At 52.5% G+C, this 16,562-nt stretch carries 11 protein-coding genes; 3 read left to right on the plus strand and 8 right to left on the minus strand.

The features are described from left to right. Nucleotides 1-6 precede the first annotated feature (6 nt). The 7 genes from SH528x_RS10800 to SH528x_RS10830 all read right to left on the minus strand — a co-directional run bounded on the left by SH528x_RS10800 (nucleotide 7) and on the right by SH528x_RS10830 (nucleotide 14,074). Entirely contained in the window at nucleotides 7-1,974 is a 1,968-nt protein-coding gene (locus SH528x_RS10800; protein ID WP_442510535.1) for a hypothetical protein, read from the minus strand. Nucleotides 1,975-1,997: 23 nt separating this feature from the next. After that, nucleotides 1,998-3,407, minus strand: a complete 1,410-nt coding sequence (locus SH528x_RS10805) for a hypothetical protein (protein WP_442510536.1) — start codon at nucleotides 3,405-3,407, stop codon at nucleotides 1,998-2,000. Nucleotides 3,408-3,547: 140 nt separating this feature from the next. Then, the gene (locus tag SH528x_RS10810) at nucleotides 3,548-3,823 is read right to left on the minus strand and encodes a hypothetical protein (protein WP_442510537.1); all 276 of its coding nucleotides are present in this window, start codon (nucleotides 3,821-3,823) and stop codon (nucleotides 3,548-3,550) included. A gap of 1,172 nt (nucleotides 3,824-4,995) precedes the next feature. Continuing rightward, nucleotides 4,996-5,199: a metallophosphoesterase gene (locus SH528x_RS10815; RefSeq protein WP_442510538.1), complete on the minus strand. Its 204-nt coding sequence runs from the start codon at nucleotides 5,197-5,199 to the stop codon at nucleotides 4,996-4,998. Further along, entirely contained in the window at nucleotides 5,189-6,103 is a 915-nt protein-coding gene (locus tag SH528x_RS10820) for a GIY-YIG nuclease family protein (RefSeq protein WP_442510539.1), read from the minus strand. The genes SH528x_RS10815 and SH528x_RS10820 overlap by 11 nt, the downstream gene beginning before the upstream one ends. A 43-nt stretch (nucleotides 6,104-6,146) precedes the next feature. After that, nucleotides 6,147-8,273 (minus strand): 3'-5' exonuclease, encoded by a 2,127-nt coding sequence (locus SH528x_RS10825; protein WP_442510540.1) that lies wholly within the window; start codon nucleotides 8,271-8,273, stop codon nucleotides 6,147-6,149. Beyond that, complete coding sequence (locus SH528x_RS10830; protein WP_442510541.1) at nucleotides 8,270-14,074, minus strand: DEAD/DEAH box helicase; 5,805 nt, start codon at nucleotides 14,072-14,074, stop codon at nucleotides 8,270-8,272. Before SH528x_RS10830 ends, SH528x_RS10825 begins: the two co-directional genes overlap by 4 nt. Nucleotides 14,075-14,195: 121 nt before the next feature. Between SH528x_RS10830 and SH528x_RS10835 the strand changes: the two genes are divergently transcribed. Then, nucleotides 14,196-14,468 carry a hypothetical protein gene (locus SH528x_RS10835; protein WP_442510542.1) on the plus strand — a complete coding sequence of 91 codons (273 nt, stop codon included), beginning with the start codon at nucleotides 14,196-14,198 and terminating at the stop codon, nucleotides 14,466-14,468. Between the two features lie 99 nt (nucleotides 14,469-14,567). Here SH528x_RS10835 and SH528x_RS10840 read toward each other — a convergent pair whose 3' ends face one another. Next, nucleotides 14,568-14,885 carry a hypothetical protein gene (locus SH528x_RS10840; protein ID WP_442510543.1) on the minus strand — a complete coding sequence of 106 codons (318 nt, stop codon included), beginning with the start codon at nucleotides 14,883-14,885 and terminating at the stop codon, nucleotides 14,568-14,570. 280 nt (nucleotides 14,886-15,165) lie between these two features. Here SH528x_RS10840 and SH528x_RS10845 point away from each other — a divergent pair, with 280 nt between their 5' ends. Together SH528x_RS10845 and SH528x_RS10850 are read left to right on the plus strand one after the other, a co-directional pair. Beyond that, nucleotides 15,166-15,867, plus strand: a complete 702-nt coding sequence (locus SH528x_RS10845; protein ID WP_442510544.1) for a hypothetical protein — start codon at nucleotides 15,166-15,168, stop codon at nucleotides 15,865-15,867. Next, nucleotides 15,867-16,559: a hypothetical protein gene (locus SH528x_RS10850; RefSeq protein WP_442510545.1), complete on the plus strand. Its 693-nt coding sequence runs from the start codon at nucleotides 15,867-15,869 to the stop codon at nucleotides 16,557-16,559. The genes SH528x_RS10845 and SH528x_RS10850 overlap by 1 nt, the downstream gene beginning before the upstream one ends. Nucleotides 16,560-16,562 lie beyond the last annotated feature (3 nt).

The raw sequence follows: 16,562 nt of genomic DNA on the forward strand, positions 1-16,562 counted from the left end.
TCGGTTTCAACGACCACTGTATGCGGTCCCATTAGTCCAAGTAACAACTCGTGCCTGGTCGTCCGCGAAACCTAGAAATGTGACTTTTAACGGGAAGACAGCTTTTCCGTCCTTTTGGTCAGGAACAATACTACTAATTTCCAACACGGCGTTCACGTCTTCATGAGCCTTTGTAATTGCATGCATTTCCGTGTCAGTCAACGCAATCGACACTTTCAATTTCGTGTCAGCCAATGCACCAAAGACGGCCTCCAGAATCCAGTGATCGCTGTCGCTGGTTACCAAGAAAAGTGTGTCACCTTTTACGTCGCCCACCACGGGAATCACTGTTGTGTCCGGGTCGTTCGGAATGACGATGGTTGGATCGCCAATTACCAATATCTCTGGTTTCTCTGCGTCCTGCTGCCACGCAACTATCAGCTCATCAGTATGTGTGAACCCCGAAAATGAAATCGACCAGGGAAAACCATTGCCGAATGCTCCTTCAGCGGTATTGCTGACTGACTCAACGCTTATAGGATGTGCAGGCCGCGTTAGGACAGCGAATCTCGAGTCACCAATTGGGATTTTGAGTTCTGTAAAATCCTCTGCTTCGGCATCCTTGTGACGAACCCGATGCACCCGCCAATTGCCGTCATCGAAAACGATCAGATTCCAATCACCTTCTTCGTTTTTATCGATCTCAACCGGCTGAGCACCTTCAGGTATTGCCGTAAGGGGGTCAGGCTGCTGATCAGTCGAAGCGCTAGGATCAGATTCGCCGCCTGACTGCCCACTTCTAGGACTTTCGGAATCCTTGTCAGAATCTGAATTCCGGTTTCCGTCGCCGCCTTCTTCACCGTCGCCTCCCGAGCCCGGCCCCTCACCACCACCTCCTCCCAGCACCATTACAAGGAACGCCGCGAGGCCGAAAAGCGGATTGATAAACGACAAAGCCACAATCGCGGTTACCTTATCCCAATCCGATAAGACGTCACCAGATTTCTCCCAGAAGTCCTTGGACTTCTTCTTAACGTCTTCCTTCCATTTGAGCGCATCGTCTAAGTAGGAAGCAATTTCCTTGTTGAGTGGCTCTGAAAACCTGTGTTCCTCAACCAATCGAAGTGCCAATTCAGCTTCTTTGAACAACCCTTCAAGCTTTCCGTGCTGTTCAGCTAGGCGATGCACCTCCTCAGAAACACTGTCGTGCGAGAAGCTAGCCATACGCAATGTTGCTCTCACGAAAGGACCGTCTTTCGCAAATATCTTGTCAACTTTCTGTTTGACTTGATCCTTAGGCAGTTGCTCGTCACGAAGCCCGTCGATGCCTTCAATGAACTCTGCTACCTCTCCCAACAACGGTTTCCAATGTTGAGCTAGCACTTGGTGTTTAGCCAAGTATTCCCGAGCGACCTCATCGAATGAGCCCGTCTTTTTCTGAGCGTCCTCTATGTCAGATTTTTGCACTGCTGACCAACCGGCGTCTTTCTTCGTTAGCTCAAGCAGCGATAGCAGTTTTTGTGGACTAGGAGGACGTTCAATCTCTTGTACCAGGCTCTGGGCTTTTATGGCTTCATCAACTGAGACTTTAAAATCATCCCACGGCTTCCCGGATTCCTTCTCAAAACGCGCCCGAAATGCCTCATAAGAACTAACCTTTGCAACCTTAGTTTCATCAACGACGGGCGGCGGCACCTTGTCCAGCGGAATCAGGTCGTCAGTTGGTGGTTGAACGTAGGAGTTCTGCTCTGGAACCTCATCGCCAGTGGTCGCTACATGCTTTTTTCGCTTCCTCTCGAACTCGTCATTCCACTCCTTTCGTTTACCCAAAAAGTCCTGAAGATCAAATTTTACCGTTGGTTCAACCGGCGCAATCTCAACCTTTTTCCTGCATCCTTGGCACCCAGGAAGAATCAGTGAGTAACACATAAACCAGATCAGCCAACGGCGACCTCGCCATCGGCGAATTTGAGCCAGTGAATTATATTCTCGCATTAGGCACTCGCTTGTTCCTGGGACTACCGTCCTTCTACCTTCCAACTGCTATCGCCGTCTCGTCGCCATGTAAGCGTCGTTTGTTGGTCGCCAACTCCCGAGAGAACGATTTCGACCGAAGCAATTTGCTCATCGTGAGTTACGGTGATCTTCTCAATGCGGAGTTCTCCGCTTGCCGCCACCAAGACGATATCCTCAAAGGCAACATCACTCAAATCAAATGGCAGTTTCAATCTCTCTCGAATATCCCCATCGACCAATACGTCAAAGACCACGGACGAACCACTCTTGTAAACAGAGTAGATATGATTGCCTACAGTCGAAGGCACGACATACTTCTCGACCTCATCAGGAATAATCGAATTTAACAGTTCGGTCAGACTTCTTGTTTCCGTGCCGTCACTCACATCCTTGTCGAAATCCTCCGGACTAGTCGCCGGACTGTGATCGCGTTTGGGGCCTTCGTTTTGGTTTTCAGGACTATTTGAGGTCGATCGATTGTTAACGGACTCGCTACTGTCCATACTCACGATCAGGTAATAGATCAACGCAAGAACGATGACTACTGCGGCGATGATACAAGTCACGCCGAGTGACTCAGGACACGCCACCAAAAGCACCGTAACCACCGAGCTAATAATCCCGATAATCGCAGTTCTTTCACTTTCGCGACCCTCAGTATGCTCGTCTGATTCATTGGAGTACTCTTCGGAAGCCTCGTCGCGAGATTCTTCATCGAGCGCATCGTGAGCGTTCCGGAGTTCGCTATTCGCGTTTCGAAGTTCCTTGGTCGCGAGCGCCATTTCAACAGCATTTTCCGAAAACTCATCTCCACGAAGCATTACCACATCATTCGCGAGACCGGCGTATGGCCCATTAACAGCGAACATGGATCCATCGGGAGTTCCATTTTCGGAGCTACTCTTCAACCGATCTATCGATTCAACTATGGCACCAAACGATTCAATCGGTTGCGCTAGGTCGCTAGCGACTCTCGTAACTGCACCGGCAGTCCTTCTTGCGACACCGTCGTATGTGACGATCGCGTCTCGGAATCGCAGCAACTTGTCTCGATTTTCGTCAGTCGAACCATTCAACTTTTCTTGGACGCTGGCCAAGACACGTGTCGGATCAGGTATCTTCCGATTCGTTGCTATTTCCAGGGCGTCGCGGTGCTGCTCGAATTCATCAACCGCGCTGTCCCAGGATAGGCCATCACGCCCAAATCGCTGGGACATTACCGACCTAAAGCGACTCTCAAACTCATCAAACGTAGTGAGCGGCGGGTCATTATTTGTAATTTCATTGATCGTTGCTTGCGGGTCGGGACTATCGGCCAAGGCGAGGTTCCGCTGCTTGTAGTACTCAAGCAATTTTTCTGCGTCGCCTACTGACTTGACTACCGTCGTTGGCTTCGTCGGAGTTTTGCCCACGGAGCCAGGGGACTCAGCACTACGGCGACAGCCGATGGGAAAAACGAAATTCGCGATGAGCACTGCCACCAGGAGGGGGCGTCTTTTACCAACTCTCATTATTTCTCTCCCGCTAGTAGGCCAAAACTACACAGTAATTGCTAAAGAAACGACACGTAGGACATGAGTTGCTCAGCCATCTCCCATGGTCGTAAAACCACAACGGTTACAAGCAATGCTAAAGCAAATGCGACTGTCGTGGAAAAGATATATGCAATCGAAACGCCAAAAGCTTGGTGACACTTCGCTTGATCTAGAGCTTGCTTGTTTTCCTTGTCATAAGAAACAAGTACTTCATCGAGTCGATCCAGAAACTCTGAGTAGATGGCTTGCGTCAAGTCGTCAGCTTGCCGCCGCATCTCATCGCGGTTGACCAAGGGAAGAATTGAGTGTGCCCAGAGTCGGTAAGGTTCGGGCGGTGTGCGGTTTGTTAAACGATTGTATATCGAGGATGTGTAACGCAGGAAATCTGCGTCACTGCACCATGCCAAGTGCTCACACACCTGCAATTGTCTCTTCGTAAGATCGCCGGGCCATTTTTCTCGAAATAGTGGCCAAAGCGCAAACCACGAATTTCGACTGGAGCACGTGACTGCAGGCCAAGTGCATGCAAAGATCAAGAGCAACGTAACTATCAGTCCGCTACCAACACTCCGATATTCCAACGAAAAACTGGACTGAGCGTCGGAGGTTTGCATTGAACGGTCAAGAAGTGATTGCCTGACGTCCTCATCAACGACGACGACGACGAGTGCTGCGATCAAAAGAGAACAGGAGGTGCACATGATCGCATCAAAAATCAGCCGACGCGTTGCAAGTTTGTTTACGTAGCCCAATAACTTATCGATTCGGCGACCGGGTGACTCAACAAATGCCAGCGTCCAGAACCGGAAAGCTAAAAACCCAAACGCACAAAAGATCAGCGCAATAACCAGTGCATCTTGCCAGTGCATAGCCCTCACCATTCCACGCCTAAGCCCACCCAATTACAATTAACAAAAAGCTACCAAAACCAAGCGGGGAGTCAAGCACCCCACTGCCGTTGAGCAGCGAGGGATTCTGTATGCAGCCAAGCAATCGTATTCTGGAAAACTGAGTTGGTGGAAGTCTGCATTCAGCTTCTTTTCGGTACAATCGCAACCGTCATGTGCGTGAACAAAATCCTCTTCATGAAGTCGTTTTCATCGTCTTCCATGGATTGCTTTTCACACCAATTCGTAGCGGCGCAAAAATCCAAAGCAGCGAAATATTCGTCATAGCCACTGACTTGCCACCAAACCAGCCCCTACGGCTTCAAGTCTCGGTCGAGTCGTTTGGCTCTGCACCGGTGATTGCGACTTCACCAGGTAGAGCCGAGACTAGGTGGCGAATACTAGTGCTCCCCAGCCAAGCTTCTTGGCGGCACAATCGATACGTCCACACCGCATTCGCTACATACCCGGGATTATCGGACAGTGAAGCACGACCTGATCGTTTCGACCGGCATTACCGTTGCATTACACACGTGGAATCACAATGCCCGAGGGCCTGCTGAACATTAGCCACTGCGTCAATTCACCATCGCACGAGCAATCTCGACAACGTCCCCGATTGCCGGACCACGATCCACAAAGTCGCCAACGAACACGACTTTCCGATCCGCACGCCGATACCCGCGCCGGCTATACCCCAGGTCGGAAAGCAATGCTTTTAGTTCGTCCGCATGTCCGTGAATATCACCGATGATGTCGTAGTGGCTCGGTCTACTCTCCATCCGAGTTGTCCTGCTCCGGCAATTGTGACTGATGCCAATCGGCGTACGTCTGACGCGTTCCAATCACCTTCCAAGCTATCCGCCCATTGGTGTTTCCGGCCGCGACGATTGCAGCACCAGCGCTGGGGCTGCTAAGTGCGACGTCTTCGGCGAATAGTAACAAGCCTTTGTTTGGGACTTCGACGAGTTTCTTGTCTTCGACGAACTGTGCCCGCAGGTCCCGATAACTTGTCCAACTCGCACGCGGCGTCAGTGTTGCCGTTGATCCCTTCAATACGACAAACTCACCGTCAATCTCTTGGGCTTTCGCAGTTGCATCGCCTGAAGAGAACTCAAACACTGGTGAAGCATCCGATGGCTCAACAGTTCCAGGCGTCGTAGGTCTAACCGTTGGCTTCGGCTTCAGGAATGAAAACCCGAGTACCGGCAGCACCAATTCAATATGCTCAAGAAACCCTTCCATATCCGCGACATCCGCTTCAGGCATTGGCGGTAGCGGTGGAGCGGTCCCATTGTGGATCATCGCCCGGCCGGCCGCGTAACCCATCGAGATTAGTCGACTTTCCAGGTATCGTACGTGGGCCTTCGTCAGGTTCAAGTCCTTGCTGATTATCGCGACGCAGCGAGTCCAGAACTCCTTCCTTTCGTCCTTGTCGTGGGAAGCTAGCCGTTTGAACACGTTGTCGCCTTCACCGACATAGACCACCTCGCCGATCGGATTCTCTGGGTCCGGTCCCGCGAGAATGTAGATTCCCGTCCGCGAGATCTCGTCTCGCTTGGCAAGCTCAGCCAGCTTGGTCCGCGGCGACACCAGCATTTTTCCGCTCCAGTTCATCACCTCGGCAGTTAGCAATCCTGATGCATCACCGTCGACGAGATAAAGGCGTATTGATCGTCCGTTCATTTGTTGGCTCACTCGATTGCTTCAGACACCAAATTAGAAAAGCTCATAGCGTCACTTGATCATTCGCTAAGTAGTGCGAACTCGCAAAGCCGCCGACAGTCGATACGTATAGTCGGTCTCGTGCTCGTGAGGCGGCAACATAGAGAAGGTTTTTCTCGGCGATAATGTGCCGCTCTCGTGCCAGATCATCGTCCTCACGACCGCGATACTTCGTTGGAAACACTGCGTCCGTGAGTCCCGCGATTACAACACATCGAAACTCTAGCCCTTTGACGCGGTGCATGGTTGCCAACTGCACACCACTAACATCCGCAGAGTTGCCATCCAAAATATTGAACTCGATGCCCTTCTGCTTCAAAGCAGACTTTAAGCGTTTCAATAACCAATTTGCGCGTACAACAACGGCAATCTCCTCCAACGGGAACTCGTCTTTCAGTGAATGAACTAATTCCGCAAGAGCGATTGATTCGGATTGTTGGTCTACATTCTCCAATAGCGCCGGCTCAGGACCATCAAAAAGCGAGTGTGTCGCAATCTCAGACCATGCAGATTCGCAAAGGTCTGAGGCCGTGGCAGCGCCACTTCGCCGTGTCGCCCAGCTGCGAATTTGCTCGGTGGTTCGATAGTTGATTTGTAAGCGATGAATTCGATCATCCACGAGGACGTCACCGTCTTTTAGCTGCGTTGGTTCGTGGTAAATCCTTTGACGAGGATCAGCGACGATAAAAATATCATCTGCCGCACGGCGGACCAGTGAACGAACGAAACGCCAATCACTCGCCGTGAAGTCTTGTCCTTCATCGACGATCACGTGTCGATACGTTGGCTGAGCGGCACTAGCTGACAATGCAGTAGCATTCGTCGCGACACCCACCCAGCTCATCTTGCCGCTAAGGCGGAGCGCCTCGTTGTACAATTCAAAGGCTTTCCAAACTCCCGCCTTCTCTCGACGAGAAAGCGAGGGCGTTCGACCAACTCTGGACATTTGCAGATAGTCTTCCCTCGTTGTTACACCACGTATTGCATGCGTGTAGAACCACTCATCGCGTAGTACGTCCGTTTCAAAATTAGTCGGGTTATCAACAGCAACTTGATCCCAAGCAAGTGCGATTTCTTCATCGCTGGCGACTTGGATTTGGCCGGATGTGCGGAGCCACGACATCGCGTGCTCATGGACGTGCTGCACGTCGATACGTTCCAACTCATCGCAACAAAACGTCTCCATCACCGACTTCACATTCTCCGCGAGGTTCTTTGTGAATGTCGTGAAAAGTAAACGTTCGTTCGCGGGTAGCTTGAGGGCGAGTTGTCGTGCACGATGCATCGCAACAATTGTCTTGCCAGTCCCTGCACCGCCCAAGACTAAAGTCGGCCCCGAAAATGACTGTTGTGTCATTTGACGCTGATGTGGGTGCAAGAACACTCGCCATTGTTCCAGAGGCGCTGCAAGAATGCGGTCTAGTTCCTCATCGCTGCTCACACGTCGAAACCGTCGAGCAGATTGACTTTCCAAAAGAACTTTGTCCTCGTCGCTCTCATCTGACTGATCGTCGGCCAGCTTTTGCGATTCATCACTCTCAAGGAACATGCCGACAGCCTGTTTGACGTCTTCCACGGACTCACCTTCGGCAAGCCACACCAAAGATTCATACGCTTCAGCTGGCAGAACTCCTTGGAGCTGTACTAGTTGTTCCTTGGATTCGATTACCCGGATCGCCGGTAGAAGAATGGCGGGAATACCAAACGAAAGCAGTGTCTTGTCGTCGTGCGAAAAAAGCCCTTCTTTCTTCGCAGGTACCAACTTGGCTTGAGCCAAGGTTTGCTGAACTTGTTCGACGTTCAGAATCTGTAGCGACTGTGTTTCTGGATGCACCTCAAATGTTCGGTTTCTTGCCCAATCCATCGCTTCGTCATGGTTGTCCACCCAAACCAGCACGTAGGTGTTACCGGTGTTGGGGTGCAGCACAACGGCTCGGTACTTTTGATCAATCCGAACAGTTCGGACACGATCGTCCGTCATGTTGTGAATTTTCTCGTAGTTGATTGCTGCTGATCGTGGATCCGCTCGAAATTTCTTAGCGAACTCTTGGACCTTCTTTCGCTGGGATTTGGGTAGCCGTGCGAGAGCATCCATGAACTCATTGCTAATGGCCAATTGCGGAACGCTCATGCGTTGATGGCCCCCGCGATGGCTGCAGCGTCAGTGCCCAATTCTTTCCCGACGATAACCGTCCAAGATCGTGACTTAAATCGCTCGGCCGATACCTCGTCACCGCCTCGAAAGTACGCCACCAATTTTTCGGGCCAAGCCAACTCGCTCTCGGCGACCGTGACACCATCTTCATCGTCCAGCGGATAACCAGGCTCGGGAGCAGGAATGCCGTCACTGGAAAGCTGAAGAACCAGCTTTCGGACGTCGCCGCTTACCAGATCAAGGACTTCCTCGTATTCACTCGAAAGCTTGACGGTTGGTTTTTGGTTGGCAGATGATTCGGTCGCCGTCACTTTCTTTGGAGGGGGAGCTGACTTTCCGCCTAAAGCCGCCGCGAGTTCTTCGTTCTCGTCAAGCGACTTTGCGAACTCTTTGTCAACCAATATACGGCCAAGCTTCTTCAGATAACGCCGCATCGCACCGGCATCATCCAAATCGACGCGAGTGATTTCCAAGACGTTGTATCCTTTGCTGCGAAGCCAAGAGCGAATCTCGCTATCCTTCGCCGCCGTCTTGGCATTCCCGTGGATGTGGTCACTCATCCCATCGAGATAGATGCAGATCCCCATCTCATCGGGATCATCTGGATCCTGATCAAAAAAGACATCCGGCGTCGTGCTACTCAAGTTTGGGCTCGGTCGAAACTCATACTTGAAGCGAATTTGCTGCTGGAATGATCCGGTCGCAAAGCCCGCCGCTGACAAAAGATGCTTTAGTTTGGCTTCGGCATCATTGACTTCGCCAGCCGCGGCGACGGGATTGTTCTCCGGTGACGGTTGGAGCGAGGGGATTGGGTGTTCAATCTCTAGCTGGTTCCCTGCTCGCTCGAAAAACTCGAGCCCCGCATGACGATCGAGATAGCGATGGTAGTACGCATTGCGAAACGTCTGCAGGCAATCGTTGCATGAACTGCCGCAATCTGACGGACAGCCCGCCAGCATCTCCGCCGCGGTCGAGATGATTCGCGGGAAGTTTTCGAGCAACTGAGCCAGTAGTCCCGAACCGCCTGGCATTGGATCCCAAAGAGTCCCATTGACTTCATCTCGATCGACATGGCCGACAACAAGCACCTGCAAGTCATCCAAGTGCATGTCCAGCACCGACGCAGCAGCTTGCCGAATAGACTCAAGAATCGTGTACGCCGTTGACTGGTCCTTCACGTCGACCATTGTGATCGCGTCAGCGACCACGTCAGCGTAGAAGCCAACATTGACAGGTTCCTTGTTACACCACTCAGTATGCTTTTCGCGGAAGTTCTGGATCTGACGAACGGACGAAAGTGGCGAAACACTCTGTCCACAAATTTGGCAGACGGGATATCCCATTTCAGGCGGGGTTCGGTCAATAAGCGATGACGCTCCGACATTCACCATGCGGAAATGGACACCTCGACGGAATTGAAGTGGACTGCTGCCCCAACCGTAGGCCTGGCCACCGTTATGCCGTCCTTGTTCACGACCATAGGTTGCTACCGACAACTGAAACCGGTTTTCTTCCTCATCCGAGATCTGCGACATGTGAACCAGGTCCACGTCACACACGGGAATCGCCATCAACTCAATGTCACTGAGGCTGCCCGAGGCGCTGCTTTGGTCGCTTTCGATGATTGCTTCTCGATCAACGTTCACAGCAAACACTGGCGTGTCGACTTCGTCCATGTCAGCCTCGCGATGAAAACGCCGGGCTACAAAACGATGACCGTTTGCATAGATCAAGTTTCCCGGCACGTATTCACGGAGAGCCATCGACGCAGCACGCGGCAAATTAAAGTCCATCGCCCCCATCTGCCAACGTGGAACTTCCGCCATCCCGACGATTGCCCCACCGTCCAAGCCGTAGCCCGGTAAGAAGCCTTCCTGTGACAGAACGCTAAACGTGACCGTGTCATCAACGCCATCCGCGTCGCCACGTCGACGACGGCCCATGCCTTTGAGTTGCTTGACGAGACGGTCGCAACGCTTGAAGTGTGCTTCATCGTCATAGCCAAGCGTTCCTTCGTCATCTCGTACGCGGTTTAGACGCCGGATTTCACGGACTGCCCATTGCAGACGCTTTCGCAGCCTGCCGATCACGTTTTCCAAATTGCTCGCCACCTGGTCGATATGCCGTGCGATTTCCTCCGGCGTTGTCACATCGGCATCCTCGTCTGGCCAGCCATCACGAAACGCTCGGCCAACGTATTGCAACAGATCCTCGCGGTGCGCCCGAATCAGATTGGCCAGAGGCTGAACATTGAAAGCTTCGCTGCGCATCTGACCGGATGCGGTGAAGAGATAGTGCGTGATACGAGAGGGAAGCGTTTCCTTCAGCGTGTCGTGAATCAATTCTCGGTCTGGCTCCGGCAAACCCGACGCTGGTCGCCCAAGTTGATTCAGTCGCGTGATCACCGTTGCCGCAACGTGTTTCGCAACCAAGACATTATTTCGCAGATTGAAAGCTGGTGGATCCACTCGTCCGCCAAGCATCCGCATTGGATCATTAAAGTAGGACCGATCATGCGACGCTGGGCGACAGTATGTGATGGTCACTGCCATGCGGTGACGACGACCGGCACGCCCGGCTCTTTGCCAATAGTTCGACGGCAACGGTGGAACATTGCGAAGTAAAACCGAATCAAGAGCACCGATGTCTACGCCTAACTCAAGCGTTGGCGTGCAGACCAGAGTGTTGACGTGGTCGCCACTTCCTTTGAACCAGTTTTCAATCTTCTCTCGGTGGTCCTGCGGAACCATCGCCGTATGCTCTTCCGGACGAAGCATCGCGTAACGCTCATCCAACACCTGCAAGTCATAATTGTCAGGATCCTCGCCGACAAATTCCAGCGTGCCATCACACTGCCACGCCAAGCAAAGACTATTGGGAGTCCTTCGTGTGACTCGGCGGCGACAACGATTGCAGCAGTAATAGCCGTGGTTCTCCGTAATGCGAATCTTGTCCGAGTCAATCTGGTAGACACCACTGCATCGTGGCAACGCTCGTCCCTTATTGCTTCGCAATGTGACTGGAACCAACAATGCTTTGCTTGGGGCGGTGCAATACGCCCAAAGCTCCTCAATAAAGTCGCCAACGTCTTCAGGCGGAACGCCCCATTTGCGAACGATGGAACGAATCAAATTATTTCGCTCAGACATCCAAGTCGTGACACGCTCACGCTCATCGCCATTACCCAACTCCAACTTCATGCCTTTCGGACCAGGCAGAATAGGAAGATATCCACGTTGGATTTCTCGATCGCCATCGTGCCAGTAGCGGGAGAAGATTTCGCGGTGTGAATCGCGTAGCAATCGTCGTCGCCGCAGCGAATCGAGCAATGTTTCAACACCGACCTTCAGTTCTTCCGCGGGCATGGCGAGCCGATTTGCCCACGATTGGATAAATGCATCCGACGTATTCAGCCCCTCATAGTTCACCGTAATCCGTCCCCACGGCTCAAGACCCTTGCGTTGGTTCGATGCCATCGTGATTTCACGCAGCATCTGAACACGAAGAAAATAGGCTCGCTCATCCGCGTGTGATCCACCGCTGCCTTCCTTTGGCGCAACTCGCCAAACTTCAGGAATCAAAGCTCGGGAGTACGAATCATCAAGATCTAGTTGGTCACTCATCTTTAACGCAACGTCGCCGATCGAAACGGCGCCGCCAGCGATGGCTTCGGCCATTAACCCACGAAGTCGGAACCGACGTGCGTGATCCTTCATCCATCCCGCTTGAAAAGCCGCGTCTTGCCGATTGTCCGCAAACAACAACAGGCGTTTTCTTTCCGCGTGCTGAACCATGTCTTGAGCAAGCACGTGTACATCGGCAACCGACGTCGCACGCACCTCGCGAATCGGCTCGCGGTATCGCCGGCCGTTGGCGCTGCCCAGAGCCCGACAAGAAAAACAACTCGTGAGATTTCCGGGATGCGTTTCCTTGCTCTTGACCGCGTACAAACGAACCATGTCCGACATCGTGCCGCAGGATTGGCATCGCGACTTAGGATTCGGATGAGCGGCACCGCACTGGCGACAGAAATAAAGAGCCGTTACCCGAGCATGATTGGCGAGGTCTTGGCCGTCTTGGTTGACGATCGTGTCCAATAGCACAACGCGAGTCCCGCCGTGTTTTGCCTCCTGCGGTGCCCAAAAGTGGTCTTCGTCCTCGCCCATCTCGCCGCCGCCCGGCGTCGCACCGGTGTAGGAGAAGTCCTTCAAGTGCGTCGTCAAATAATGCTGACCGCATGTATTGCACGAAAACAGTCGCGGACGCCACCACTTTTCGGCGTCCTCTCCACGCTCCAATTCTTCTGCACTGCTGAGCGACAACGTCGGCTCATTGCCGGTTTGAAACGAAACGACGCCACCTGTGATGCCACGCAGGAATCCGTGCACCACGGGGCGCATTAACGGACGGCCATCTTTCAACGACGCAGCGCCAAGTGTCAGATAACACAATAGCTCTTCTTCGCCGACCGCTCGGCCAACCGTCGTCTTTAACTCACTCAACAGCGTTGACAACTCGCGTGGTCCCAGCAGCGAAGTTCGGATCTGTTTCGCGATCTCGTTCTGTCGTAAATCGTCAAACAATGCTTCCTGCCATTGCTCACCATTGATCTCTCGCTTCGTCAGTCGGCGATAGACCGATGTGACCTGTTCTTCAGGGTTCAGCGATTCGACGGCCACGAGAGTGTCCGCTAAGAGTCTACTCAACTCTCGCGGACGATCGGGGCGATAGCTATGGGCAGCCCACTCATCGTTCTGGTACTCCTCGTTCACGGTTGCGACAGATTCGGAATTAACGCCAAAGAATCGAGAGGCGAACTTGCGGGCGGCGTCCGGATCTCTTTCGTCCACGATTGTCGCCGAGGTAGCGATGCAAGTCGTGTGCGAAGCGTCTTTGCCGCAGAACGCTCTAAGTCGCCGGATCAAGCAAGCCGTCTCCGCACCTTGGATTCCGGTAAACGTGTGGGCTTCATCGAACACCAAGAACTCAAGCAGGGCGTTCTCGAAAAGCTCAACGTCACGCTGGCGAGTCAGCAGCAGTTCAAGCTGTTTGATGTTGGTCAGCAAAATACGTGGCTGGGAACCATCGGTCCGCATTCTTTCGCGTGAGCAGATCTCCTCAACCGGATGAACGGAATCGCTCTGTCCCGCCTCGCGAGTCTCACGAATACGGAACTCGTAATCCGCTCGGCTCTCACCAACCTCCATCCGGTGGCCGTGAACCTCTCGTTCGTGCTCCGGCGTCTTGCCGACATACATTCCAAAGGTGATGCCGCTGCCAGCAAGTAGGCCCCGCATCCGATCGAGTTGGTCTTCAGCCAAAGCATTCATCGGATAAACGATCACGGCTGCTATGCCAGCCGGTGCGTTTTCGTCGCGCAGTTGCAAACACCGGCTGATGATCGGATACAGGAAACACTCGGTTTTTCCCGAACCCGTCCCCGTGCTGACCAGCGTCGGGCTGCCCGTGTCAATGGCTCGAAAAGCTCTCTCTTGGTGTCCATAGGCAGCGGTAAAGCCGCTCGGCACGATTCGTTTCATGTGCGGATGAAACACACCATCGTCAATCAATTGCTCGACGGAAGCTCCCTGACGAAATCCTCGCGACAAACTGACGTAAGGACCGCGAAGCAGCGGTGAGGTTCGCACCGTATCGAGCCTCAGTTGATCCCGCATTTGGTCGTACAAACGAGGATCGGCCAGCGCGTAGCTGGTTAGTTGGTAGCGAAGAAAACTGCGAACGACCTTTTCTGTATAGACAATCGGATTGAGCGGCATCGGTGCCCCTTAGGAAACAGCTCTGATGATGAAGTGGCTTGGAAGTCAAGTGGACACTATCATAAGAGATTCAGCGGACGGTGGCGTCCCCACCGACTGCTCCCCATTTTGGAACGACAAAATGAAATCACCGCAAGATGCAAAGCAAATCGCGAACAACTATGCACCTGTTTCATCGACGAAATCAACAGCTGCGCACTACCGTCGTCGGGGTCCCCAAAAACTCGTAGCAATCAACGCACAATCTCAGCTTGATCGACAGATCGCTCGTCTACTCTCACTGCACAAGGACTTGCGAATTTGCGTTAAAGATCAAGATATTGCCGGCATCAGCGACGAAGCGAAAAGGGCACTGCTCGATGACTTGAACGATTTGCTTGGAATCAAAACTTAGAAGAATCACGATTTTCGGTCCCACATTCTCTTGATGTAAGATTCGAGTGCGAATCTATTGTTGTTCAAAAACTAGTTCTTTATCGAGCATAGTAAATGTTCAGTCATCGCTTGACCGTACATCCTCAGAATCAGAACTCGCGACCCATTCCGCGATGCATTCTTCTTGGAAACGGAATCTCGCGATCCACTTGGCTTGTCGGATTACTTGCAAGCTTCGGGGGGCAGCCTTCTGCATCTCTTCAAGCCACGAGTAGATGAATGGTGAGATCAGTCGGCATGCATCACAATCTCGCACGTCGAACAAGACTTCGTCACCATCCAGCGATCCATCGCTGAGCAGTGAGGTAGCGAATCGTCGCGCCTCCTCCTCCGGCGATCCCATCCCGATCCGGCGGTTGACATTGATCGTTTTCAAGGCTGTTGCCTCACCTGCTGGTCGATGACTGAAACATGCTCTCTGTGAATGACCCGCAATCCGAGCGGCAAGTTCTCGCTCTGGATCTTCTGGAGATGACGCCCGTTTGCCGACTAAGGGTGCTCGAGAGCAGACTGCGTACCATCAGTTCGATCCGAAACGCCAGGCAGGCAATCTGGGTAATTTTTGCTGGCCTTGTCGCGTGCGATCGCCTCCGCGTATATAATTGCTTGTAACATCTCGTTTTCCAGGCCTCCAACCAGCAAGAACACAAGCACCCATGGCTATCCGCCTTCGCCTCGATAAAGAACAAATCGACAGCATCGGCAGAGTGTTAGCTCTAGATTCGGTAAAGTTATCGGCGATCCGTGATCATTGGGGCAACTTGGATGCACCACCTTTGCGTCCTTCCGACTTGATCGAGGAGACACAACAGTGTCTTGATCCTGCGACAGGGGAAAAATTAACCCCGGGTCTCTGTGAAGATCTCGTTGGGCAATTGCTCTCGCTCTACACAATCCTTCGGCGATCTGATTCCACACTTGACGAGATACGGCTTGCGATTGGTAGATCGTTTCAGGTTTCGCTGAATGAAGAGCAATTCGAGAAATGGCACGCTATCGAGGATGCATTCTTCGAGTTGATGAGTACGAAGGTCGTTCGCCTCGCCGCAATGGCGTTGGAACTCTCGTACGACTACGCGAATCTCCTGCGACGCACAAACATCATCGCTGATATCCGGCCGCTTTTTGATGAAAATGCAGGCGAGATTGAGGCTGCGGTCGTCTCCTATACACTTCGACTTGAATATTCCACTTCATCAGGTGGTCAAGATGTGAGTATTGCTTTGGATCAAGAAGATCTCTTGAGACTACGCGAGCAGTGTGATCGGGCGTTGTGTAAGGCCGCGACAATTGAACTAAAGATGGAAGAAGGACTTAAAGCTCCCACCACGATCCCCGGCAAGGAGTCAAAGAAATAATGGCACATGGATTTACAATTGAGCCAGACGTTCCCGTCTTTGGTTCATCGCACATTCCTGTTGAAGACACCGGTGACGAAAAGCAGTTCTACGAACGTATTCGCACTGGCCTGAGCGAAGCAGTCTCTAACTTGCCAAGAGTGATCCTTCACGGATCAAATGCGATGGCGAAGCACAAAGATGCTTTGCTGGAGCACGCGTTAGAGAACGCACACAGTAAAGGAGCAAGCGACACGCTTGCCCCAACGCTTGCCTCCCTTCTGCAACACGCCGATTTCGTCCTAAACAGCAGCGACACTGCGACACGGGATAAATTTTTAGAAAGCCTTGCCGCAGAAGTTGACGCGGCACGCATCTTGGAAGTCCTGAAACAAGCCGTCAGCAATCGCGTAGAAGCCTCATTCGTCGAACAAGCACAAGAGCTTGATCGCATAGGTGAGACCGATCGGGCGCTTGATGTCGTGTTCGATGCTATCGACGATGCTTTTCTCGACGGGAAGTTTGGCGAGGTCGATCAGGCACTGGATTGTTTTGAAATCGCGAAATGCTCTGTTGGTTTGCTCGTCGGTATTTTGACGGTAACGGCTGCAGCGGAAAGCAAGCTCAAGCGACGCAAGAAATTCCGAGACCTCGTCGAAACCAGCATCCGAAACCGAGGCCGTTATGACGAGCGGTTGCTACGCGATCTGTAAGAC

The sequence above is a fragment of the Novipirellula methanifontis genome, assembly GCF_052161655.1.
Lineage (GTDB): Bacteria > Planctomycetota > Planctomycetia > Pirellulales > Pirellulaceae > Novipirellula.